We start from the raw sequence: 21,810 nt of genomic DNA on the forward strand, positions 1-21,810 counted from the left end.
GTTACTCGCCGGTCGACTCGGGCGGTTCGACGACGACCTCGCCGTCGTCGGTGGAGACGCTGGCCCCGTCTACGAACCCTCGCTCGCCGGCGAGCAGTGCGAACGTGCGCCCGTCGATTTGCCGGAGCGCGAAGGTAGCGGCCCCACGGGTCCAGCCCGAGACCGAGTCACTGGCGTATGCGTCGAGGTAGTCGGCCACGGCGCGGCGGGCGTCGGTCGCGTTCGGCGCGTCGTCGAACCGGATGACCCAGGCGTAGCTCCGGTCCTTCTCGCCGTAGAACGGGACGAGACGGTCGTTCCCCCAGCCGGCGGCCGCCGCGGCCGCCCGGTCGTGCGGGAGTTCGCTGTCCAGCAGGAGGCGCACGAACAGTTCGCCGCGGCTGTCGGTCGAATCGCCGACCCACGCCGAATCGGCGTCCGCGACGGTGACGGTGAGTGGCGTCGGCGGGTCCTGGGTGCGGTGGAGCAGCTGCTCGGTGGTCGCCGGCGGGTCGGCGTACACCGACCGCAGGTCACGCGGGTCGTCGACAGAGGCGGCCACGTACCGCGCGCCGTGGTAGTAGGCGCCCCAGAACAGGCGGGTCCCGGCGCTGGCGTCGGCGTAGATGCGCGCCAGCGTCTCGTACTCGGTCTCGACCACCGGGTGGTACCGCCGCGTGTAGCGGGTCGAGACGTACGTGGCCGCGCCCTCGACGAGACTCCGCACGACGTACTCGCCGTCAGTGGTGTCGGCTCGGCCGGAGGGGAGGCGGTCGGGCAGTCGCGAGACGACGTCCCGGTCGAACTGGACGACGTGGACGAACTCGTGGGCCAGCGTGCGCTCGACTCGACTCGCCGACGCGTCGCCTGGCGCCACGTACACCGTCTGATCGGGCGTCGTCGCACCGCCGACCCGGATCTCGCTCTCGGCGGCCGGACGCGGCGCCTCGATCCCCAGGAGTGACTCGAACTCGCCCGCCTCTGGTCGGAGCCCGCCCTCACGGGTCGGCTGGTCGCGCACCTCGACGATCGGCGGGCCCGTCGACGCGTCGAGCAGGTGCCGAACGCGAGCGAACGCCGGCCCGGGCCTGACTGGGAGGTCACCGTTGACGACCGTGACCCTGGCCGGTCGAGGGGTTCCCGGGAGCGGCGTCACCGAATCCCCTGGCGCGTCGGAACGGGCTGGCTCGGCCGTCGCAGTCTGTGAGTCGGCAGCATCCGTCCGCGGGGACTGGAAAGGCGCGTTACATCCCGCGAGCAAGACGAGGAGGCACACGGCGATCTGGGCGGCCCATCGCATACCCGTTGGTCCACGTCGGGCCGTATAAATCTCGGCCGGAAAATCGGGCGACGACGGAGCCTCAGTGCTGGTCGCTCTCGGCGTCGAACAGACCCGTGATCGGCACTTCGTTGTCGGTCGCGAACGTCAGCGGTGCGCCGCTGGTCTGGTCGGTCGTGGTCGTAGGTCGGGTCGTCGGGGTCGGTGTGCGTGTACTCATTGTCGTGGTCTGCGAGCCGCGTGATTCTGGAAACGATACCGAGACGCGTCAGGAAAGAAGCGAACAGTGGCCGCGTACAGTCGGTATCATCGTGACACGTAGGTGTACTCCACAGTCTGTAATAAATGTTCCTGCTAGATCCGTGGGCCGGGAATCGTGGGTCGCAAACGCGGGACGTCGACGGCCTCAGTCTCCCCGATCCAGTTCGGTCAGCGCTGTCTCGAAGTGGTCGGCTCCGATCAGCACTTCGTCGGCGCGGGCTGTCGCCTCCTCGGGCCCGTGTTCGCGGGCGAACGCGCGGATGGCCCGCATCGAGGCGTCCCGGACCAGGGCGTCGAGTTCCGCCCCGGAGAGCCCCTCGGTCTCGGCGGCCAGGTCGACCAGCGACACGTCGTCGGCGATGGGTTTCTCGCGTGTGTGGACGTGGAGAATCTCCCGACGGGCGTCGGCGTCGGGGTCGGGCACCTCGATGTGTTCCTCCAGTCGGCCCGGACGGAGGAGTGCGGGGTCGAGGGCGTCCCGGCGGTTCGTCGCCGCCAGCACCACGAGGTTCGGGTTCTCGGCCAGTCCGTCGAGTTCCGTCAGCAGTTGTGAGACGACCCGCTCGGTCGCCTCGCCAGTCTCACCCCGCCTGCCGGCGATGGCGTCGATCTCGTCGAAGAAGACGATCGAGGGCGCGGCCTGGCGGGCGCGCTCGAACACCTCCCGCACGGCCTTCTCCGATTCACCGACGTACTTGTCGAGTAGTTCCGGGCCGGCGACGTGGATGAAGTTCACGTCGCTCTCGCCGGCCAGCGCCCGCGCCAGCAGGGTCTTCCCGGTGCCGGGCGGGCCGTACAGCAGGACGCCCGAGGGCGGGTCGGTCTTCGTGGCCTCGAACAGTTCCGTGTAGGCGAGCGGCCACTCGACGGCCTCGGTGAGTCGGTCCTTCGCCCCGTCGAGGCCGCCCACGTCGTCGAAGGAGACGCCCGGAGACTCGGCGACGTACTCCCGCATCGCGGATGGATCGACCGCCGCCAGCGCCGCCTCGAAGTCCTCGCGGGCGACGACGGGCTCCTCGCGGGTCCGCCGGAGTGCCGACATCGCCGCCTCGGTAACGAGCGACTGGAGATCCGCGCCGACGAAGCCGTGCGTGCGGGCCGAGAGTCGGTCGAGGTCCACGTCGTCTCCGAGGGGCATTCCGCGGGTGTGGACCTCCAGGATCTCGTGGCGGCCCGTCTCGTCTGGGACGCCGATCTCGATCTCGCGGTCGAAGCGGCCGCCACGGCGCAGCGCCGGGTCGATGCTGTCGACCCGGTTGGTCGCCCCGATCACGACGACGCGGCCGCGGTCCTCCAGCCCGTCGAGCAGGGTCAGCAGCTGGGCGACCACGCGGTTCTCCATGTCGGCGTCCTCGTCGCGCTGGCCGGCGATGGAGTCGATCTCGTCGATAAAGAGGATCGCTGGTGCGTTGGCTTCGGCCTCCTCGAAGGCCTCCCGGAGGCGTTCCTCGCTCTCACCTTTGTACTTCGAGACGACTTCCGGGCCGGAGATGGTCTGGAAGTGGGCGTCGACCTCGTTGGCGACGGCGCGGGCGATCAGCGTCTTTCCGGTGCCGGGCGGGCCGTAGAGCAGGACTCCTTTCGGTGGGTCGATGCCGAGCCGGCGGAACAGGTCCGGTTCCGAGAGCGGGAGTTCGATCATCTCCCGCACCATGTCGAGTTCGTCGTCGAGCCCCCCGATGTCCTCGTAGGTCGAGCCGAGGTCTTCGGCCTGCTCGCCCGCCTCGGCGGCCGCGTCGGCGTCGGGGTCGGGCGCGTCGTCCGGGAGCGCGTCGCCGCCGGCGTCGCCCCCGCCCAGGTCGAGGTCGATGCCGGGCAGGACGGTGACTTCGGTCTCCTCGACGACCCGGACGGGGCCGTCGGGATCGGTCAGGGAGACGACGACGACGCCGAGGCCGTCGACGTGGACGCGCTCGCCCTCCCGGATGGGGCGGTCGAGCAGGGCGTCCGCGACGAGCGCATCGGTGTCGCTGTCCTCGGGCAGTGACTCGGTGGGTCGGACCGAGACGATCCCGGCTTCCTCGACGGAGGTGGTCGCGACGGTGACGGTCTCGCCGATGTTGACACCGGCGTTGGCTCGCGTGTCGGCGTCGATGCGGACCACGTCGTCACCGTCGTCGGTCGGCCACACCTTCGCGACGGTCTCGCGCTCGCCGCGGACGACGACGGGATCGCCGCTGAGGACGCCCAGTCGCCGCCGCGCGGATTCCGGGAGGCGCGCCACGCCACGTCCGGCGTCGCGTTTGTCGGCGCCGGCGACCGTCAACTCGACGCCGTGCTCGTCGTTCATGCGCGGCCGTAGTCGCCCCACCGTCAAGAGGTTTCCCCGGAGAAACGCATATACCGCCGGGCGTACCACTCTCTCACATGGTCGTGCAAACCCAGCGCGACGAGGTCACCTGGTACGAGTGTGAGGCCTGCGGACTCATGTTCGACGACAGAGACGACGCCAGCCAGCACGAGTCCGACTGCGACGGGGAAGACCCGTCGTACATCCAGTGACGGGGGGCACCGAGCGCTTTCTCGGACGTTCGCGGGACGTAAGCCGTTTGTCCGTCCACCGCCAACCGATGGGTAGTGACCGACAGCGACGAGTCCGACGGCACCGACACGGCGGAGGCGGACGATCAGCCCACCGGTGACCCACCGGCCGGCGACGCCACGCTCGGCGCCGAGACGTTCGCCGACGTGGTCCAGGAGATCGGGCGGCCCGTCGTCACCGCAACGCACGTCGCACAGGCGCTGGACTGGACGCAGGACGAGGCCAGCACCGCTCTCGACGCGCTGGCCGACGAGCACGCGGTCGACCGACTGGACGTGTCGGCCGACCCCGTCGTCTGGTACCCGACCGACTGGTCGCAGCTGGTCGACCGCGAGCGCGTGATCCTCTTCCCGGGCCGCCGCGAGATCGTCGTCGACCACCCCACGCAGTTCACGCGGGCACAGCTCTCGCAGTTCGCCCACCTCGTCGACACCACCCATCGCGGCGGGTACCTCTACGAACTCCGCCGCGAGGACATCTGGGGCGCACCGTACGACGAGTTCGAGGACCTGCTGGGTACCGTGCGGGACGTCCTACCCGAACGCTCGCCCGAACTGGAGGAGTGGATCGAGGACCAGTGGAAACGCGCCCACCGGTTCACTCTCCGCACCCACGAGGACGGCTACGTCGTCCTCGAAGCCGCCACGGACTCGCTGATGGGCAACGTGGCCCGCGAGAAACTCGACGAGGGACAGCTCCGGGCGGCCATCTCCGACACGGAGAGCTGGGTCGCCGAGGAATCGGTCGCCGAAGTCAAGCGAACGCTCTACGAGGCTGGCTACCCGGTGCAGGACGAACGGGACCTCGACACCGGCGACGACCTCGATCTCGACCTGACACTCGACCTCCGGGACTACCAGCACGAGTGGGTGAGTGAGTTCCTGGAGACCAAATCCGGCGTGTTGGTGGGGCCACCCGGCGCTGGCAAGACCGTCGCGGCGCTGGGCATACTGGCGCGGGTCGGGGGCGAGTCGCTGATCCTCGTCCCCAGCCGCGAACTCGCCGGCCAGTGGCGCGAGGAGATACTCGCGCGGACGACGCTGACCGAGGAGCAGGTCGGCGAGTACCACGGCGGCGAGAAGACCGTCGCCCCCGTGACCATCGCCACCTACCAGACTGCCGGGATGGATCGCCACCGACAGCTGTTCGACAGCCGCGAGTGGGGATTGGTGATATACGACGAAGTTCATCACATTCCAGCCGCGGTAGCGCGACGGAGCGCCGACCTCCAGACCAAGCACCGCCTCGGACTCTCATCCTCGCCCGTCCGGGAAGACGACAAGGAAGAGGAGATATACACGCTGATCGGCCCGCCCATCGGGACGGACTGGGACGCGCTGTTCGAGGCCGGCTTCGTCGCCGAACCGGAGGTCGAGATCAGATACGTTCCCTGGGTCGACGACGACGCGCGCAACCAGTACGTCAGTTCGGACGGCCACGAACGCCGACAGTTGGCGGCGTCGAACCCGGCCAAGGTGGAGGAGGCACGCTACATCCTCTCTCGCCATCCCGACAAGAAGGCGCTCGTCTTCTGTGATTATCTCGACCAGGGCCGGGAGCTGTCGGCCCGCCTCGACGTGCCGTTCGTCAGCGGCGAGATGCCACACAGCCGGCGCGAGCGACTCCTGGACGAGTTTCGCCGGGGCGACCGCGACACGCTGATCGTCTCCCGGGTGGGCGACGAGGGGATCGACCTCCCGGATGCGGAACTGGCGGTCGTCGCTTCCGGACTGGGCGGGTCGCGCCGGCAGGGTGCCCAGCGAGCCGGACGGACCATGCGCCCGGAAGGACGGTCGCTGGTCTACGTGCTGGCCACACGTGGGAGTCGCGAGGAGGACTTCGCGCAGCGTCGGATGCGCCACCTCTCGTCGAAGGGGGTCCGCGTCTCCGAGGCCGAAGCGGAGGCGGTCACGGACGAGGGTGACGCCGCCGATGGTGACGCGGACGACGACGGCGAGGACAGCAGTAGCTAACGGGCTAGGATGGCACGAAGGGAGAAGCCGGTCACTGCGTCGGACGGACCGGCGGGTTGACGAACAGCGCGTCCAGCAGCACGAGCGCGCCGACGGCGGACGCGCCGACCAGCGTCGTCCGGAACGGCACCGACAGCAGGTGACCGAGGACGACGCTCAGCAGGAACACCACCGGAATCAGGGCGAGTACCAGATCGTACCGCGACACGGAATCGAGCGTCTGTAGTCCGATACGACCCGATCGGGCGTTGTCACTCCGGGGCATAGTTTTCACCTCCACCATCCGTTACTACGACGTTATTCCACTAAAATCTTACTGCGATACAGTTCAGTGAACACACTTCGAACACCGACTGCGGTTCGATCGATTATTCCAAAATAATATCGAATACGTATCACAGCGTCGCGTCGCCATTCCGCCGTGGTACCGGTGACCGATATCCGTCACGATGCTTATATCGGTGGGGCTGTAAGGGACGGCGATGCTTCCAGATGCGCACGACGACCCGAGTTCCTCGTCGGGTGAGGGAGCCACGACACAGGTCATCGACTGGTCGCGGCCCGACCCCGTCAGCAGCGCAGTCGTCGACGCCGTGGTGTCCGAGACGGGCACGGACGCGGTATCCTTGCCGCCGCTGGAGGAGTTCATCGACGGTGACGCGCTGAACCGACTGTTCACCCGCGACACCGAGGGACAGTTGACCTTCGAGTACGCCGGGCTGGCTGTCGTCGTCTCGACGACCGACGGCGTGACAGTGAGCTGAGCGGGCCGGGTCCACAAGACACAGGACGGTTCGGTCGTAACGCTGGACATGGACGAACTCGGGAGTCGGCCAGCGGAGGGCCAGCGAGTGCGCACCACGCTCGACGGGGAGGCCGTTCGCGGGACCGTCGAGTCGGTGACGTACACGCCCAAGAAGGGGAACCTGATCGCGAAGGTGTCACTCGACGAACCGGGACCCAGCGGGCAGTCGGCGCTGGCCGTCGCCGTCGAAGACTTGGACGAGATCGACTAGTTCTCCGACCACTTCGCGTCGGCCAGCGTGCGCTGGACGGCTTCCTGCCCGACCGCAGCCGCCAGCGTCTCGAACCCGGCACGTTCCGTCCGGTCGTCGGCGTTGGCGACGAGTCGGGAGACGATGAACTCCGGCGTGGACTTCCCCACAGTCCCGAAGCGGGGCTGGTAGTCCACCGAGAGGTCCAGGTCGGGGTTCAGCCCCTCCGCGAAGATGCCGTCGGTCCGGGCCTCGTCGGGGAGCGGTTCGAGGTCGTCCGCGAGGTGGGTGACGAACACGCCGAGGGCGTCCTCGTCGACGGTCAGCGTCACAAGCCCGTGTAGCAGGTCAGCGGCACTGCCCGGTTCCGTGATGGCCTCGAACTCGTCGACGAGCATCAGCGTCCGGCCCGCGTCGGTCAGCGGCGGCACGACGGTCTGCAGTGTGGACTCCAGCACGCCGGCGTTGAAACTGGCGTGGCGGCGGTGGAACACGACCACGTCCACGATGCCGACCGCTGCGGCGTCTGCCGGGACGGGCAACCCCATCTGGGCGAGCAACTGCACCTGACAGAGCGTCTCCAGCAGGGTCGTCTTCCCCCCGCTGTTGGCACCGGTGAGGACGGTCACGCGGTCGCCAGTCGGGGGTGCGGACTCGCTCGGAAAGTCGATGTCGTGGTCCCCGACGGCGTAATCTACGGGTTGGACGCTCATATCGGCCGCCTGGAGGTCGAGATTCCGCGCGCCGGCGACGGCGACAGTCTCACGGTCGTGGACGAAGGTCGGTCGCGTCAGGTCGTAGGCGTCGGCGAAGCGGGCCAGGGAGACGAAAAGCGCCGCGTCGTCGACGGCCGCGACGGCGGCGTCGACCTCCTCGCGGGCGTCCTCGATGGCCCCCTCGAGATCGGCGACGATCTCGGCTTCGCGCTCCTCGACCGCGCTCCGGCAGTCGTCGGCCAGGGCCCTGAGGCTCTCACCGACGAAGCCCGCCGCGTCGGTGGCGTCGCCGGGCATCGCTTCCCTGATCGCGGCCGACGGCACGCCGGTCTCGTCGGTGACGTGACGGCGGAACGCTTCGCGGAACTCGTCGGCCCCGCGGGCGCTCCCCTGGACCGCCTCTACGACCGCGCTCTGGTTCGCGGCGAGTTCGTCGACCGCGGCGTACTGGTCGCGCAACTCGTCGAGGCGGTCGTCGACGCCGCGGTCCACGCCACCGTCGCCCAGTGCCGCCAGCGCGTCGGCGGCGTCGGCCAGTCCCTCGCGGTCCAGGTCCGCCACGCGGTCGAAGACGCCGCCACTGACGCCGAGGTCGAGCAGTTCCACCGCCGTCTCGACAGCGGAGCGCTCGCCGCCGGCGACGCTGTCGTGGGCCTCGAAGGCTTCGACCACGGCCTCGCGTTCGGTCCCGGTGAGGGCCGTCCAGGCGTCGACGGCCGCGAGGACGGTTTCGAGGCGATCCGTCATCTCCTCGCGGTCACGTAGCGGCGTCAACACGCGGATGCGGTCCTCGGCGTGGCGTGTGACGGCGAACTGGCTCGCCAGGTCGAGGATCGACTTGTACACGTCGCGCGTGTCGCGGGTCGCGAGGACGGCCATCCCCTCGCCGCCGCTGGCGCGCCGGAGAATCCGGGTGGCCCGCCCCCGACTCAGTCCGGCCTCCATCAGCGCCCGGCTGTCGGCGTCCTCGATGGCCCGGATCGCCGCCGCCTCGCCGATACTGTCGGCCAGCAACGCCTTCGTCTTGGGCCCGACGCCCCAGTACTCCTCCAGTCGCATACCCCCGCCCAGAAGCGGGGCGGTCTTAGTGGTTCGGAAACCGGGCTACTCCAGCAGTTTCCGCGTCTGCCGGTGCCGGTAGCGGAACATCGGTTCCATGCCGACGACCGCGAGCGGCGAGACTGCCCGGCCGAGTCCGCCCAGCGGGAGTTCGTATTCCACGCTGTCGTGGATGATAGTCCCGTCACCGTCCGCGAAGAAGGAGTGGGTGTGTTCCCACTCGGCGAAGGGGCCGCCGTCCATCGTGTCGCGGAACATGGCCGAGCCGTCGCTCTCCTCGCGTTCGGCGATGACCGAGGTCCACTCCTGGCGCGGGCCCACACCGAACGGGCGGACCGACGACTCGATCCGCGATCCGGTTTCGAGGATGCCAGGGTCGGGGTCGCCGTCCGGCCCCGTGACCGATTCGACCTCCAGATTCATCCAGCCGGGCGTCAACGCTTCCAGTCCCGTCACGCGGGAGTGAAAATCCCACACCTCGTCGAACGGCGCGTCGACCCGGACTGTTCGCTGGTACTGAGACACGTCTCTCCTAGGGTCAGCACGGGTAAAACTCCGGCGTTCGCGGACTGGAGCCTCAGGGGAAGACGCCGGCCTCGTCGGCGGCGTCGGCGACCCGTTCGATGGCGGTGACGTAGGCCGCGGTCCGGTAGTTGGGCACGTCCCGGTTCTCGTAGGTATCGGTGAGCGTGTCGAAGGCGTTGGTGATGACCCGTTCGAGTTCCTCGTTGACGCGCTCTTCGGTCCAGTAGAACCGCTGGCGGTTCTGCACCCACTCGAAGTACGAGACGGTAACGCCCCCGGCGTTTGCGAGGATGTCGGGGAAGACGGCCACGTCACGGTCGGTCAGCACGTCGTCGGCGTTGGGCGTCAGCGGCCCGTTGGCGGCCTCGACGATGATGTCCGCGCTGACCCGCTGGGCGATCTCCCTGTCGATGGCGTTTTCGAGTGCCGCGGGGATCAGCAGGTCCACGTCCATCGTCAGCAGGTCGTCGTTGGTCAACTCCTCCGTGGCGTCGGGATAGCCCGAGAGCTGACCGGTCTCTCGTTTGTGGTCTTTGGCGGCCGCCACGTCGAGGCCCTCGGGCGCGTAGACCGCGCCGCTGGAGTCGGAGACGGCGACGACGTCCGCGCCGAGTTCCTCGTCGATCAGCCGCGCAGCGACGGAACCGGCGTTGCCGAAGCCCTGCACGGCGACGGTCGCGTCCGACACTGGCTTGTCGAGGTACTCGAACGCTTCCCGGGCGGTGAGCATCACCGAGCGCCCGGTCGCTTCGACGCGGCCTGCGCTCCCGCCGCTGGTCGGTGCCTTCCCGGTAACCGTCCCGGGTGCCGTGGTGCCTTCGAGTGTCTCGTAGGTGTCTTTGATCCAGTTCATCTCCCGCTGACCGGTGTTGACGTCGGGGGCGGGGATGTCCTTGTCCGGGCCGATCAGCGGTCGGAGTTCCTTCGCGTAGGACCGTGTGACGCGTTCGAGTTCCGACAGCGAGTAGTCACGCGGGTCGATCACGATACCACCCTTCCCGCCGCCGTACGGGATGTCGACGGTGGCACACTTGTAGACCATCCACCCCGAGAGGGCCTTGACCTCGTCGCGGCTGACGTTGGGGTGGTACCGGATACCACCCTTGTAGGGGCCGCGGTCGCCGTTGAACTGCGACCGGAAGGCGGTGAACACCTCGATCGACCCGTCGTCCATCTCGACCGAGAGAGTGGTCTCGAGGACGCGCTCGGGCCGTTTCAGCCGTTCGAGCACGTCGGAGTCCACGTCGACGCACGCGGCCGCGTCGTCGATCTGCTCCTGCAGACTCTCGAACGGGTTTACGTCACCAGACATGCCACAGTCGTCGACCGTTTCGGTAGTAAACGTTGTGGTGTTATTATCATGTGGAAGAATTAATATTGTATAAGGTCGGCTACCGTTTCCCCGCGGCCCGGGCCCTATCGAGTATCTGTTCGGCCTGGGCGATCAAGGGCGCGTCGATCATCTCGTCGTCGACGCGGAAGACACCCCGGCCTTCCGCGTCGGCCTCGACGCTGGCCGCCAGCACGCGCTCGGCCCAGTCGATGCGCTCCTCGCTCGGCGTGAAGGCGTCGTTGATGATCGGCACCTGTGCCGGGTGGATCGCCATCTTGCCGTCGAACCCCAACTGGACCGTGAACTCGGCGGCCGATTCCAGTCCGTCGGCGTCGTCCACGTCGACGTGGATCGTGTCGAGCGCGTCGACGCCGGCGGCCGCGGCGGCGAGGACGACCTGTTCGCGGGCGTGGAGCACTTCGATCCCCTCTGCCGTTCTGGTCGCACCGATGTCGGCTGCCAGGTCCTCCGCCCCGATGGCGACGGCGTCGACGCGGTCGGCCGCGGCGATCCCCTCGGCGTGCAGGACGCCCGCCGCCGATTCGATCAAGGCGACGACCGGGGCGTCGACACCGTGCTCGTCGAGCAAATCGACGACGCGTTCGACTCCCGCCGCGTCGGCGGCTTTCGGGACCATCACGGCGTCGACGGGCGCTGGGTCCGCGAGCGCGGTCGCCACGTCCGCGTCGGCCACCGTCCCCGGCGGGTTCACCCGGACCCAGACCGAACAGTCGGGGTCGAATTCGGGATCCGTGAGAACCTCGTGGATGGACTCCCTGGCGACGGGCTTGCGGTCTGAGACGACCGCGTCCTCGAGGTCGAACACGACGGCATCGGCACCGGACTCGGGCGCTTTCCGCACGAGATCGGGCTGGTCTCCGGGGGAGAACAGGACGCTTCTACGAGCCATACGCGGCCGTGTGCGCCCACCCACAAGGCCGTTCCCCTCCGGTGGACGCCAGCGTTTATCCCTCGGGCGGTCGAGGAGGCGGGCATGACTGGCCTGTACTACGAGGAGTTCGAGGTCGGAGAGACGATCCGCCACGAGAAGCGCCGGACTATCTCCGAGAGCGACAACCAACGGTTCTGTGACATGACGATGAACCAGCAACCGCTCCACCTCGACGAGGCCTTCGCCGCCGAGACTGACTTCGGCGAACGGGTCGTCAACGGGCTGTTGACCATGAGTCTCGCCGTCGGGCTGACGATCCCCGACACGACCGACGGGACCATCGTCGCGAACCTGTCCTACGACGACGTGGAACATCCGGCACCGGTCTTCCATGGGGATACGATCCGGGCGCAGTCGACGGTCACGGACAAACGCGAGACTAGCGACGGCGACCGAGGCGTCGTCACGATGCACGTCGAGGCGTTCGTCGTCGGCGAGGACGAACGCCTGGTCTGTGAGTTCGACCGGACGGCGCTCTCACTGAAACGACCGGAGTGAGCGGCCGGGACGTCGGTGCCGGAAGTCGGATTCGCGCTCGATACTCCCGGAATTAGCGGGTGTAACGGCCGATTACGATGGTGATAACGCCACCAAAAGTTGATTTACTAGGTCGGTCATGGGACACATAGTATAGTGAACAAGGCGGCGTTGTCGGTGCTGGGCGTCATCGTTCTCGTCTCGATGGGTGTCGGCGTACTCATCGGGATGCAGATCGGTGGCGACGGTGCCGGCACGACGAGCATGTCGACCCCCACACCGGACGGGGACACATCGCAGGGGCCGAGCGGCGGCGGGTCGGACCAGGCCGTGCGAACGACGATTCCGGGCGGTGAGATGGAGACCGTCCAGCCACCGGACGAGGAAGAGACGATCCCGGCGCGACGGTTCGAGGCCGACGAGATCGAACGAGAGATCAAGAAACTGGTCAACCAGCGCCGGACGAACCGTGATCTCGCCGAGTTGATCGTGGACGGGCAAGTCACGACCAAACTCGACACGGTGGCTCACAATCACAGCGTCGCGATGGCCGACGAAGCTCGTGTCAGCCACGCTATCGACGGAGTGTTTAGCAAGGACCGGTACAAGAGCGCTGGAATTTTCGATTCCTGTCAGTTCAACTCCGATGCCGGGACTTACATCGTCAACGCGGAGGGCAACCGGCTCGAAGTGATCGGCCACACGGTCGCCGGACGCACGCACGACAGTGAGTTCCTGGCGACCGAGACCGAGGTCGCACGGGCTATCGTCACCGACTGGTTCTCGGGGACCAGTCGGAACCGGCTACTCTACGAGAACGCCAAGCAGATCGGCGTCGGTGTCGAGGTCACCCAGAGCGGCGACGTCTACGTGACCGGCAACCTCTGCTGATCGCAGCCCCGCGTTTTCCCGGCCGCTCTCCGCCCCCGAGCCCTCGGCAAGACTTGCGGTAATGTTATGTGGAACCAATGCACATACTACGAGCGAGAACGATGTCCGGACCCAACTGGATGCGATCGGCCGACGAGCGGATCCTCCGGCAGCTCCGGGCGGAGCGGCCGGACTATCTCGCGCTGGTCGCCAACCGCCTCGGGATGCATCTGCGCTACGTCGAACGCCGCTGTGCGGTCCTCGTCGAACACGGACTGGTCGAACCGGTCAGCGGCGAGGTCGTCTACCGGACGACGGAACGTGGCGAACGGTTCCTGACAGAAGAGACGGACGTCGAGTCCGAGCGGGCGGACGCCGCGACGAGCGACTAGTCGCGGGCGCGTCACTGATCGGGGTGGAGAAACGGAGAGAGAACGACCGCGCTGTTATCCCTGTGCGCTGAACCAGGACTGAGCCAGCCAGGAGTTGTAGTCCGACTGGGTCTTGACTTCGACCGATCCCAGCATGCCCGAGTGGCCGACACCGCAGTACTCGGCGCAGTAGAGCTGGTACTCGCCCGTCGACGTGGGCTTGGTGACGATGGAGTTGGACTCCCCTGGCAACGCGTCCTGTTTCAGCCCCATGGCGGGGACGTGGAACGCGTGCAGCCAGTCGCGGGAGGTGATGTTCAGTCGAATGTTCTCGTCTTTCGGCATGACGACCGTGTTGGTACTCTTGACCGTGCCGTCGGAGATGGAGGCGTCCTCGACCGCCGCTCCGCTGACACTCACGTCGGTGAAACTCACTTGCTCACCGATCCGGTTCTCGTACTGGGATGCGTTGCCTGCGCCCGCGGTCACCGTCCCGTTGACGAGCGACGCGCTCTCCAGTGCGCCATCCGTAGCACTGGATGCCGAACCACCCGATATTACGATTCCCTCGTCGGTGACGTTCTTCACGCTCGTTCCCTGGATGGAGACGTTCGTCATCGACACGTCGGTCGCGCTCGCACCGTCCACGCTGACGTTCCGGTAGACGAAGTTCCAGTTGTACTTCTGACCGTACACTTCGATCTCCTGGGTTGGACCGCCTTCGAGCGTGTTCTCAGACGACGCGGAGACGTAGGGGCTGCCCAGCACCTGGTAGGAAGCGACACCCACGAACAGCAGGATGACGGCCGTCGCGACGGTCCAGGTGATCTCCAGGCGGCGGTTCTCCTGGGTCGGCTTGGCCTCGTCGCTCTTCCCGAACTTCCAGACGGTGTAGATCAAGATACCCTCGACGAGGATCGTGATCGGGACCGCCACGTAGAACAGGTTACTGTTCAATCCACTGATCGCTTCTTGGGTGGTCGATGCGGAGCCTGACTGGGCGGCCGCGGGCTCGACCGCCATCAGCAGCAACGCGGCACCGAAAAGCGCCATCGCCCCGGCGCGCTTGCGGTTCATCATTACGCGGGGCTTAGGAATTGGGCCATAAATAGCTGCTGTCTTCGGGTGGGTGCGGTCCCCCTGCAACGGTTTCTCCCGGTGTCGGAACCCCAGCCACTGACCGAAAGCGCGGGTCATAAGTACTACCGCTCCAAGGTTTTCGTAGTGAGAGGTACAGCTGTGACCGAACGCTATTCTCGTCCCCGTTTCGCGACGCTTCTGTCCGGATCGGCAGTCGGTGTGTACCTGCTCGTCGTCGCCGGCGCGACGGCGGCCATCGCGGACGCCGCGAGCGCCTGTTCTGCGTGGCCGGTGTGTTCGAGCCCGCCGACGCTGGCCGAGCCAGCGCTGGTGGTCGCCTGGGGTCATCGCGTCGTCGCGGCGCTGGTCGGCGTATTGGTTCTCACCACCGCGGTGATCGGCCTGCGAAGGTCGACCGTCTCGCGGCGGGTGAAAGCCGCACTGGCGTTCGCACTCGCCCTGTTCCCGGTGCAGGTCGCACTGGGCGCACAGGTCGCGACGACCGGCGCTGCGAACCCGTTCCCGGCCGTCCACCTGCTCACCGGGATGGGCATCTTCGCCGGGCTGACGCTCGCGCTGGCGTGGCAACTCGAACCCCGCGACGCCGACGCGTCGACGGGCGACCCCGAGCCGGAGCCGGAGCCGACGCCGGCCGCGGAGCCGGCCACCGAACCCGGCGAGCAGCCACCCCTACCGGATAGTACGTTCGCGCGTGCGGCGCACGTCGTCGAGGCGTACTTCCGGCTGATGAAACCGCGGTTGATGTGGTTGCTCTGTCTCGTGGCGTCGGCCGGGATGGCGCTGGCCGCGGGGGCCGCCGGGACGGAACTGACCGTCCGGACCATCGTCCTGACCCTCGGCGGTGGCGTCCTCGCTATCGGATCGAGCGGAACCTTCAATCACATACTCGAACGCGACCGTGACAAGAAGATGGACCGGACGAGCGACCGGCCGATCGCGACCCACCAGTTGCCGGTCCGAAACGCCGTCGCGTTCGGCCTGGCGCTGGCGGTCGCGTCCGTCGCCGTCTTCCTGCAGGTGAACCTGCTCGCGGCGGCGCTGGGCCTGTCGGCCATCCTGTTCTACAGCGTCGTCTACACACTCGTCCTCAAGCCCAACACCGTCCAGAACACAGTCATCGGCGGCGCGGCCGGTGCCCTGCCGGCCCTGATCGGGTCGGCCGCCGTGACGGGGACCATCGGCCTGCCGGGACTCATGCTGGCCGGCGTCATCTTCGTCTGGACGCCAGCGCACTTCTACAACCTCGCGCTCGCGTACAAGGACGACTACGAGCGCGGCGGCTTCCCGATGATGCCGGTCGTCCGCGGCGAAGCGACCACCCGCAAACACATCCTGCTGTGGCTGGCCACGACGCTGCTGGCCGCGGCCGGCCTGGCAGCCCTGACCGATCTCGGCTGGGTGTACGCTGTCACGACGACGGCGCTCGGGGCAGTGTTCCTGTGGGCCGTCGTCCGCCTCCACCGCGAACGCGACGAGTCCGCCGCGTTCCGGGCGTTCCACGCGTCCAACGCGTACCTCGGCGCACTGCTGCTGGCAATCGTCGTCGACGCACTGGTCGTATGAGTACCGACGCGACGATCACCGACCGACTCGCGGGCCTCAGACCGACCCGGGAGAATCTGTTGATCGCGCTCCTGATCGTCAACTCCGAGGTGCTCCTGCTGGGCGTCTACTGGCTCGTCAGCCCGAGCGAGTTGACCAGCCTGTCCTCGATCCGCTACTGGCTCTACCCGTTCGTCTGGATCAACGTCGGGTTGTGGGCCATCCTCAAGACGACGCCATCGCCGTCCCCCAGCCGGGACCGCTGGCTCGCGGGCGGCATCGCGGTCGCCTACTTCGCGGTGCTGGCCTACGCCGGCGGTCTCGTCGGTCCCGCCAGTAGCATGGCCGGGCGGAGCTTGCGAGTCACGGTGCTTGCGCTGCCGCCCGGCTGGGCCCCGACGCTGATCTACAACGGGGACGTCCTCTCGGCGGCGCTGTTCCCGTTCAAGCTCGTCGGGTACGTCGCGCTGGCGTATCTCGTGTACGCGACGGTACTCGACGCGGCGGGGTCGGCGGTGACGGGCCTGCTCGGCCTGCTCTCCTGTGTCAGCTGTAGCTGGCCGGTGCTCGCCTCGCTGGCGACGGGCCTCCTCGGGAGCGGGAGCGCCCTCGCTGGCGCGGTGTACACCCAATCCTACGGCCTCTCGACGCTCGTGTTCGTGGTGACGGTCGGCCTGCTGTACTGGCGACCGTTCGGGCGGTGACGGACGGACTTTTCTGTCGTACTCGCGTATTCGTGCGCATGACGGACGTCGAGATCGAGTACTGCGTCCCATGTGGCTTCCTCGACCGCGCCGAGAACGTCCAGCACGTCCTGCTGACGACCTTCGGCGAGAAGCTGGACACGGTGACGCTCCGAACCGGTGCCAACGGCGTGTTTCGAGTGTCCGTGAACGACGAACGGGTGTACGACAAGCAGGACGACGCCTTCGACGTGGACGAGATCGTCCGGCGAGTCCGCGACCACGTCTGACGACACCGAACCGACGGGCTTAGGACGATACCGGTCCGCGGTCCGACAATGACAGCAGCCGTCGTCGCCGAGGACGTTCGTCGGGTCTACGGCGACACGACAGCACTCGACGGCGTCTCGCTCTCCGTCGACGAGGGGGACGTGTTCGCGCTGATCGGACCGAACGGCGCGGGAAAGACCACCCTGGTCCGATCGCTGCTCGGCACGACCGACGCCGAGGGCGACGTGACCGTGTTCGGGACGGCCCCCCAGCAGGTCGAACGGGCGCGACTCGGGTCGCTCCCCCAGTCGTTCGACCCACCCGCACGCCTGACCGCCCGGGAACTGCTCGACTACTACGGCGGGCTCTACGACGAGGCCCGGTCGGTCGAAGCGGTGCTTGACGACGTTGGCCTGACCGACGACGCCGACACCTGGTACGAGAACCTCTCGGGCGGCCAGCAACGCCGGGTCTGTGTCGGGACGGCGCTGGTCAACGACCCCGACCTGCTCGTGCTGGACGAACCGACGACGGGGATCGACCCCGCGGGCCGACGTGCGCTCTGGCGGCTCATCGAGGGCCTGGCGGCCGGCGGCACGACCGTCTTCTTGACGACTCACTACATGGCCGAAGCCGAGCGGTTGGCCGACGAGGTGGGCCTGCTGGCCGACGGGAAACTCGTCGCCCGGGATTCCCCCGACGCGCTGATCGCCGAGCACGGCGGGGAGAGCCGACTGGTGATCGACACGGACGCCGGTCCCGCGATCACCGCCGACCTCGACTACCCCGCAGAACTCGCGGACGGGCAGTTGACCGTCTACGACGTCCCGCCCGAGGAGATCGGCGGGGTCGTCGCCACCCTCGACGCGGCGGACGCGACCTACGAGTCGATCAACTGGACCGAACCCGACCTCGAAGACGTGTATCTGGACCTGACCGGGCAGGCAGTCACGGCCAGCGGCGAGACGGTCAGCCGCGGGGAGACGCCGCTGGCCGACGGCGGGCGACTGGACGGTGACGACAGCGGGACTGGAGGTGTCGACCGATGACGGCGGTCGGTCGGATCGGGGCTGCCACCGTCGCCGCCGGGAAGTCCTTCCTGCGCCGGCGGACGGCGGTCTTTTTCACCTTCTTCTTCCCGGTCATCATCATCGTGATCTTCGGCGCGCTGGTCCAGACCGGCGGCGGTGGGACGGGACTGTTCACCGAACCGGCGGCGTACTACGTGCCGGGCTACCTGGCCGTAGTCGTCCTGTTCACCCCGCTCTCGCGGGTGGGCAGCGAGGTCGCGCGCCACCGCGAGGGCAACCAGTTCGAGAAGCTGGCGACGACGCCGCTCTCGCGGTCGGAGTGGCTACTCGCTCAGACGCTGGTCAACGTCGTCGTCATCGGCCTCGCGGGACTGCTCCTGCTCGGCCTGATCGTGGTCGTCACCGGGGCGGAGATCTCGTTCTCGCCACTCCTGATCCCGTTCGTCTTCCTCGGCGTCGCGCTGTTCTGTGGCGGGGGCGCGCTGATCGGCAGTTTCGCCGGGTCACAGGACGGCGTCATCGCCGCGAGCAACGGGATCGCGCTCCCTCTCCTTTTTCTCTCGGAGACGTTCGTCCCGCCGTCGATGCTCCCGGAGTGGTTCCGGCCCGCCATCCTGCTCTCGCCGCTGACGTACTTCTCGCGGGGCGTGCGGGCGGCGACCTACGGTCCCGGGATCGAACCGCTGGCCGGGTTGCCGACCGGGTGGCCGTTCTACCTGGGCGTGCTGGCCGGGCTGACGCTGGTCTTCTTCGCCGGCGGTGCGGCCGCCCTCCCGCGGACGGACTGATTCGCTCGCGTCACGCCGTGTGAATCTCGAACCTGGCTCCGCCGGACTCCCCCTCGGTGACCGTGATCTCCCAGCCGTGGCCCTCGACGATGTCGCTCACGATGGACAGCCCGAGCCCGGTCCCGTCGTCGCTGGTCGTGAATCCCCGGTCGAAGACGTCCTCGCGCTCGTCGTCGGGGATCCCACTGCCGTCGTCTTCGACGTAGAACCCGTCCCGGTGGGTGCCGACGCGAACGGTCACCGGCGCGGTGTTGTGATCGACGGCGTTGCGAAACAGGTTCTCGAAGACGTTCCGGAGCCGTGACGGGTCGGCCTCGACGGTCGCTGTCGCGGGCAGGTCACTGTCAAGGGTCGCGCCGTCGGTCTCGGCGGTGTCCCACGCCTCGGCCACGAGGGTCGGCAGGTCGACCGGTTCAGTGTCTTCGACATCGGTTCCAGCCCGGGCCACCGTCAGCATGTCGTCGATCATACGCTCCATCCGGTCGAGGTTCCGTTCGACGGCCGCGGCGTGTTCCTCGGTCGCGTCGTCGCGGACGAGACTGAACCGGAGCTGGGCGGCGTTCAGCGGGTTCCGCAGGTCGTGTGAGATCATCGACGCGAACTGGTCGAGACGCTCGTTCTGACGCCTGAGTTGCTGCTCGCGTTCCTTGAGCCGGGTGACCTCCCGGAGCACCACGAGCCGTCCCCGTTCGGTCCCGCGAGCGTCGGTGAGTCGGGACACGTCCGCAACGAAGTGGCGATCCTGCCCGTCCCGAGTGACTGCCACGTCCGTCTCGCCGGGACTACTCTCGCGCACCGCACGCTGCCAGGTCCGGTCCGGGAAGAACTCCGCCGCCGGCACGCCCGTGACATCGGGCCCGACTGGCGACAGCTCCCGGGCGGCTGCGTTGCTGTCGATGACCTGACCGCCTTCGTCTAGGGTGACCACCGGGTCACGGATGTTCTCGACGAGTTCCTGCCTGGCGATCGGGACGATGTCCAGGAAATCACTGCGAAACAGCGCCCAGGTGACGATGAACACCATCCCGACGAAACTGAACGGGGACAGACTCACCTCGGGAACCAGGAAGACACTGATCGACCCGACCAGGATGGTCGGGATCGTACTCAGCAGTAACGCGAAACTCTGCTGCCGGCGAACGCTGCGCGAGGTGAGGACCTCGCTGAGGAAGACGAGGAAGCCGACGGCGAAGAACGTGTACCCGACGACGATGAACACCCAGAACGCCGGCCCGACGTCCGCGGACACACTGGTGAGCGACGCCGAGGGCGACAGCGAGCGGTAGTAGCGGTGATGGATCGGATTCGTCCAGGCGGCGACCTGTTGGGGGAGCACGCCGACTCCGAGGAGCGCGCCGACCGTCCTGCGCGACGGGACGAGGAAACCGGCGTACTCGGCCGCGACGAGAACCCACCCGGTCGCGAGGATGCCCGCGCCCAGCGAGGTGAGGTTCTCTCCGACGAACGCGGGCGGCATCGTCGTCGCCATCGTGACGACCGCGGTACCGAGACTCCAGACGCTGGCACCGAGGAGCAAGAGGACCAGCCCGACCGCGCCGGGTTTGTCACGGTTCCCGAGGACACGCGGGAACAGAACGACCGGCAGAAGTCCGGCGACGACGTAGAGACCGGTCAGCAGGAGCCGAGAGGGGACCATGTTCTCGAAACGTCAGTACTCGTCTGTTTATACTTTCATATATTCCGCCGTGGGCTACCGTCCGGTCGTGAGGGGGCCGAAGTAGCGGCGTCCAGTACTGACACTCTACGTACTATTTGTGACGACCGGTGAACGGATCGGGACGTCGCTCACTCACTGTCGAGCAGTGAGCGCGTCGAGACCAGCAAGAGGAGTAGGCCGGCGCTGTGGCCGCGCGGCGTCCAGCCGTAGACGTGGTTCAGGAGGACGTAGGTCACGATACCGAGCGCGAGCGACAACCCCCACGCGGCGACGGCGACCCGGCCGACTTTCGCGTGGATCGTCTCGCGTAGTTCCGCGGGCGAGTGCGTCAACCCGAGGACGACGGCGTGCAGGACGACGGGGACCGCCAGCGCCGACAGCAGGATGTGGATGGCGAGCATGGCGAGGTAGGCGGTCCGAACGGGTCCCCCGACGGCGATGGCCTTCTCGAACCCGCCGCCGACTTTCAGGAGGTAGAGGACGAGAAACACCATGATGAGGGTGAAGGCGGTCAGCATGGCCGCGCGGTGTTTCCGGACCTCGTCGTTGCGGATGAAGTAGACGCCGGCGACGATTGCGGTGAGCGCGAGCGTGTTGACGACGGCGATAGCGTCACCCAGCAGGATGACGACCTCCCTGCTGAAATCCGGGAGCGGGAGGAAGCCGCCGAACGCGCCGATCACCAGTGCATATCCGACGATCGAGAGGACGGTCGTGACGGCACGAGGATGAGCCTTCGGCCAGCGATTGAGGTCGTCGGCGACTGCCATAGCCGTTCGTGAGGACGCCGCGGTCATCAGTCCGTCGGAATTCGGTCACTCGTCCGTCGAGCGGCGGCCCGAGACGACGGGTTTCCCACCACCGACGAGCAGCAATCCCCCGATCGGGATGCCGACGGCGTACCCGCCCACGCCGAGGACCCGTTCGGCCGGCGGCCGGCGGCCGTCGCTCCAGAAACGCCCGATCCGGATCGTCCGGATCGACGAACACCGTAGCGTTCTCGCCGGATTCGTATTCGGAGATCCGATCCCGGGCTTTCGATTCCGAGCACGGCGGTTCGGTGGACCCAGTGTAGAAGTTGTCGCCGTCGAACTCGTACTCGTAGACCACAACTGGGTAGTAATCGCGGTCGTTCTGGGACTCCTCGACCACGGCTTCGACGACGGTCGCCGACATTCGTTCGTATCCCGAGGCTTCGGTGACGGCCGGGACGATGCCGTTCACGCTGGCCGCCAGCATGACGACCCGAGAACCGCCAGTGCGATGCCACCCATGACTGTACTGCTCTCGTATATGTTTTTGAGAGATACAGTTCGGCACATCAGTATTCCGTTCGCGGCCGACGCGGGCCATTCCGTAACGACAAGAGTGAAAGTCACCAACGT

General features: G+C 67.6%; 23 protein-coding genes and 1 pseudogene. 12 read left to right on the forward strand and 12 right to left on the reverse strand.

The features are described from left to right. Position 1: 1 nt before the first annotated feature. The 3 genes from EAF64_RS09745 to EAF64_RS09750 all read right to left on the reverse strand — a co-directional run bounded on the left by EAF64_RS09745 (position 2) and on the right by EAF64_RS09750 (position 3,809). A complete protein-coding gene (locus EAF64_RS09745) occupies positions 2 to 1,279 on the reverse strand; it encodes a hypothetical protein (RefSeq protein ID WP_129068791.1) in 1,278 nt (425 codons plus the stop codon). Positions 1,280 to 1,340: 61 nt separating this feature from the next. After that, positions 1,341 to 1,478: a hypothetical protein gene (locus EAF64_RS20965; protein ID WP_193767637.1), complete on the reverse strand. Its 138-nt coding sequence runs from the start codon at positions 1,476 to 1,478 to the stop codon at positions 1,341 to 1,343. A 186-nt stretch (positions 1,479 to 1,664) separates the two neighbouring features. Next, positions 1,665 to 3,809: an AAA family ATPase gene (locus EAF64_RS09750; RefSeq protein WP_129068792.1), complete on the reverse strand. Its 2,145-nt coding sequence runs from the start codon at positions 3,807 to 3,809 to the stop codon at positions 1,665 to 1,667. 77 nt (positions 3,810 to 3,886) lie between these two features. Between EAF64_RS09750 and EAF64_RS21615 the strand changes: the two genes are divergently transcribed. Together EAF64_RS21615 and EAF64_RS09755 are read left to right on the forward strand one after the other, a co-directional pair. Then, positions 3,887 to 4,021, forward strand: coding sequence for a DUF7128 family protein (locus EAF64_RS21615; RefSeq protein WP_267899431.1), 135 nt, complete (start codon positions 3,887 to 3,889; stop codon positions 4,019 to 4,021). Between the two features lie 75 nt (positions 4,022 to 4,096). Continuing rightward, a complete protein-coding gene (locus EAF64_RS09755) occupies positions 4,097 to 6,034 on the forward strand; it encodes a DEAD/DEAH box helicase (protein ID WP_129068793.1) in 1,938 nt (645 codons plus the stop codon). A gap of 31 nt (positions 6,035 to 6,065) precedes the next feature. Here the strand turns inward: EAF64_RS09755 and EAF64_RS09760 are convergent, their stop codons facing one another. Further along, a complete protein-coding gene (locus EAF64_RS09760) occupies positions 6,066 to 6,299 on the reverse strand; it encodes a hypothetical protein (RefSeq protein WP_129068794.1) in 234 nt (77 codons plus the stop codon). A 217-nt stretch (positions 6,300 to 6,516) separates the two neighbouring features. Between EAF64_RS09760 and EAF64_RS09765 the strand changes: the two genes are divergently transcribed. Further along, positions 6,517 to 6,798: a HalOD1 output domain-containing protein gene (locus EAF64_RS09765; RefSeq protein ID WP_193767638.1), complete on the forward strand. Its 282-nt coding sequence runs from the start codon at positions 6,517 to 6,519 to the stop codon at positions 6,796 to 6,798. Between the two features lie 48 nt (positions 6,799 to 6,846). After that, positions 6,847 to 7,050, forward strand: a complete 204-nt coding sequence (locus EAF64_RS09770; protein ID WP_129068795.1) for a hypothetical protein — start codon at positions 6,847 to 6,849, stop codon at positions 7,048 to 7,050. On the opposite strand, the gene EAF64_RS09775 is transcribed toward EAF64_RS09770, so the two are convergent. The 4 genes from EAF64_RS09775 to EAF64_RS09790 form a co-directional block, all read right to left on the reverse strand. Beyond that, positions 7,047 to 8,804 carry a MutS-related protein gene (locus EAF64_RS09775; protein ID WP_129068796.1) on the reverse strand — a complete coding sequence of 586 codons (1,758 nt, stop codon included), beginning with the start codon at positions 8,802 to 8,804 and terminating at the stop codon, positions 7,047 to 7,049. The genes EAF64_RS09770 and EAF64_RS09775 overlap by 4 nt on opposite strands. Before the next feature lie 45 nt (positions 8,805 to 8,849). Then, a complete protein-coding gene (locus tag EAF64_RS09780) occupies positions 8,850 to 9,329 on the reverse strand; it encodes an SRPBCC family protein (protein ID WP_129068797.1) in 480 nt (159 codons plus the stop codon). Between the two features lie 52 nt (positions 9,330 to 9,381). Next, positions 9,382 to 10,641, reverse strand: coding sequence for a Glu/Leu/Phe/Val family dehydrogenase (locus EAF64_RS09785; protein ID WP_129068798.1), 1,260 nt, complete (start codon positions 10,639 to 10,641; stop codon positions 9,382 to 9,384). Between the two features lie 79 nt (positions 10,642 to 10,720). Further along, positions 10,721 to 11,572: an HpcH/HpaI aldolase/citrate lyase family protein gene (locus EAF64_RS09790; protein ID WP_129068799.1), complete on the reverse strand. Its 852-nt coding sequence runs from the start codon at positions 11,570 to 11,572 to the stop codon at positions 10,721 to 10,723. 84 nt (positions 11,573 to 11,656) lie between these two features. On the opposite strand from EAF64_RS09790, the gene EAF64_RS09795 reads away from it, so the two are divergent. From EAF64_RS09795 to EAF64_RS09805, 3 genes are all read left to right on the forward strand, one after another. Continuing rightward, positions 11,657 to 12,112 carry a MaoC family dehydratase gene (locus EAF64_RS09795; RefSeq protein WP_129068800.1) on the forward strand — a complete coding sequence of 152 codons (456 nt, stop codon included), beginning with the start codon at positions 11,657 to 11,659 and terminating at the stop codon, positions 12,110 to 12,112. 135 nt (positions 12,113 to 12,247) lie between these two features. Further along, on the forward strand, positions 12,248 to 12,982 hold the full coding sequence (locus tag EAF64_RS09800; protein WP_129068801.1) for a CAP domain-containing protein: 735 nt from the start codon (positions 12,248 to 12,250) through the stop codon (positions 12,980 to 12,982). A gap of 101 nt (positions 12,983 to 13,083) precedes the next feature. Next, positions 13,084 to 13,353, forward strand: a complete 270-nt coding sequence (locus tag EAF64_RS09805; RefSeq protein WP_193767639.1) for a helix-turn-helix domain-containing protein — start codon at positions 13,084 to 13,086, stop codon at positions 13,351 to 13,353. A 54-nt stretch (positions 13,354 to 13,407) separates the two neighbouring features. On the opposite strand, the gene coxB is transcribed toward EAF64_RS09805, so the two are convergent. After that, a complete protein-coding gene (gene coxB / locus EAF64_RS09810) occupies positions 13,408 to 14,412 on the reverse strand; it encodes a cytochrome c oxidase subunit II (RefSeq protein WP_129068803.1) in 1,005 nt (334 codons plus the stop codon). Positions 14,413 to 14,571: 159 nt separating this feature from the next. Between coxB and cyoE the strand changes: the two genes are divergently transcribed. From cyoE to EAF64_RS09835, 5 genes are read left to right on the forward strand one after another with little or no spacing between them, the layout of a single operon-like run. Beyond that, positions 14,572 to 15,996 carry a heme o synthase gene (gene cyoE / locus EAF64_RS09815; protein WP_129068804.1) on the forward strand — a complete coding sequence of 475 codons (1,425 nt, stop codon included), beginning with the start codon at positions 14,572 to 14,574 and terminating at the stop codon, positions 15,994 to 15,996. Next, positions 15,993 to 16,679 carry a DUF7546 family protein gene (locus EAF64_RS09820; RefSeq protein WP_129068805.1) on the forward strand — a complete coding sequence of 229 codons (687 nt, stop codon included), beginning with the start codon at positions 15,993 to 15,995 and terminating at the stop codon, positions 16,677 to 16,679. The genes cyoE and EAF64_RS09820 overlap by 4 nt, the downstream gene beginning before the upstream one ends. A 38-nt stretch (positions 16,680 to 16,717) precedes the next feature. Continuing rightward, the gene (locus EAF64_RS09825) at positions 16,718 to 16,948 is read left to right on the forward strand and encodes a SelT/SelW/SelH family protein (RefSeq protein ID WP_129068806.1); all 231 of its coding nucleotides are present in this window, start codon (positions 16,718 to 16,720) and stop codon (positions 16,946 to 16,948) included. A gap of 48 nt (positions 16,949 to 16,996) precedes the next feature. Continuing rightward, entirely contained in the window at positions 16,997 to 17,977 is a 981-nt protein-coding gene (locus EAF64_RS09830) for an ABC transporter ATP-binding protein (RefSeq protein WP_129068807.1), read from the forward strand. Then, positions 17,974 to 18,747, forward strand: coding sequence for an ABC transporter permease (locus tag EAF64_RS09835; protein WP_129068808.1), 774 nt, complete (start codon positions 17,974 to 17,976; stop codon positions 18,745 to 18,747). The genes EAF64_RS09830 and EAF64_RS09835 overlap by 4 nt, the downstream gene beginning before the upstream one ends. 10 nt (positions 18,748 to 18,757) lie before the next feature. Here the strand turns inward: EAF64_RS09835 and EAF64_RS09840 are convergent, their stop codons facing one another. From EAF64_RS09840 to EAF64_RS21735, 3 genes and pseudogenes are all read right to left on the reverse strand, one after another. Then, a complete protein-coding gene (locus EAF64_RS09840) occupies positions 18,758 to 20,404 on the reverse strand; it encodes a histidine kinase N-terminal 7TM domain-containing protein (protein WP_129068809.1) in 1,647 nt (548 codons plus the stop codon). Positions 20,405 to 20,553: 149 nt separating this feature from the next. After that, complete coding sequence (locus tag EAF64_RS09845) at positions 20,554 to 21,195, reverse strand: DUF420 domain-containing protein (RefSeq protein WP_129068810.1); 642 nt, start codon at positions 21,193 to 21,195, stop codon at positions 20,554 to 20,556. Between the two features lie 184 nt (positions 21,196 to 21,379). After that, positions 21,380 to 21,778 (reverse strand): annotated as a pseudogene (locus EAF64_RS21735) (DUF3592 domain-containing protein); the annotation flags it as partial. Positions 21,779 to 21,810 lie beyond the last annotated feature (32 nt).

The sequence above is a fragment of the Halorientalis pallida genome, from assembly GCF_004118325.1.
GTDB lineage: Archaea > Halobacteriota > Halobacteria > Halobacteriales > Haloarculaceae > Halorientalis > Halorientalis pallida.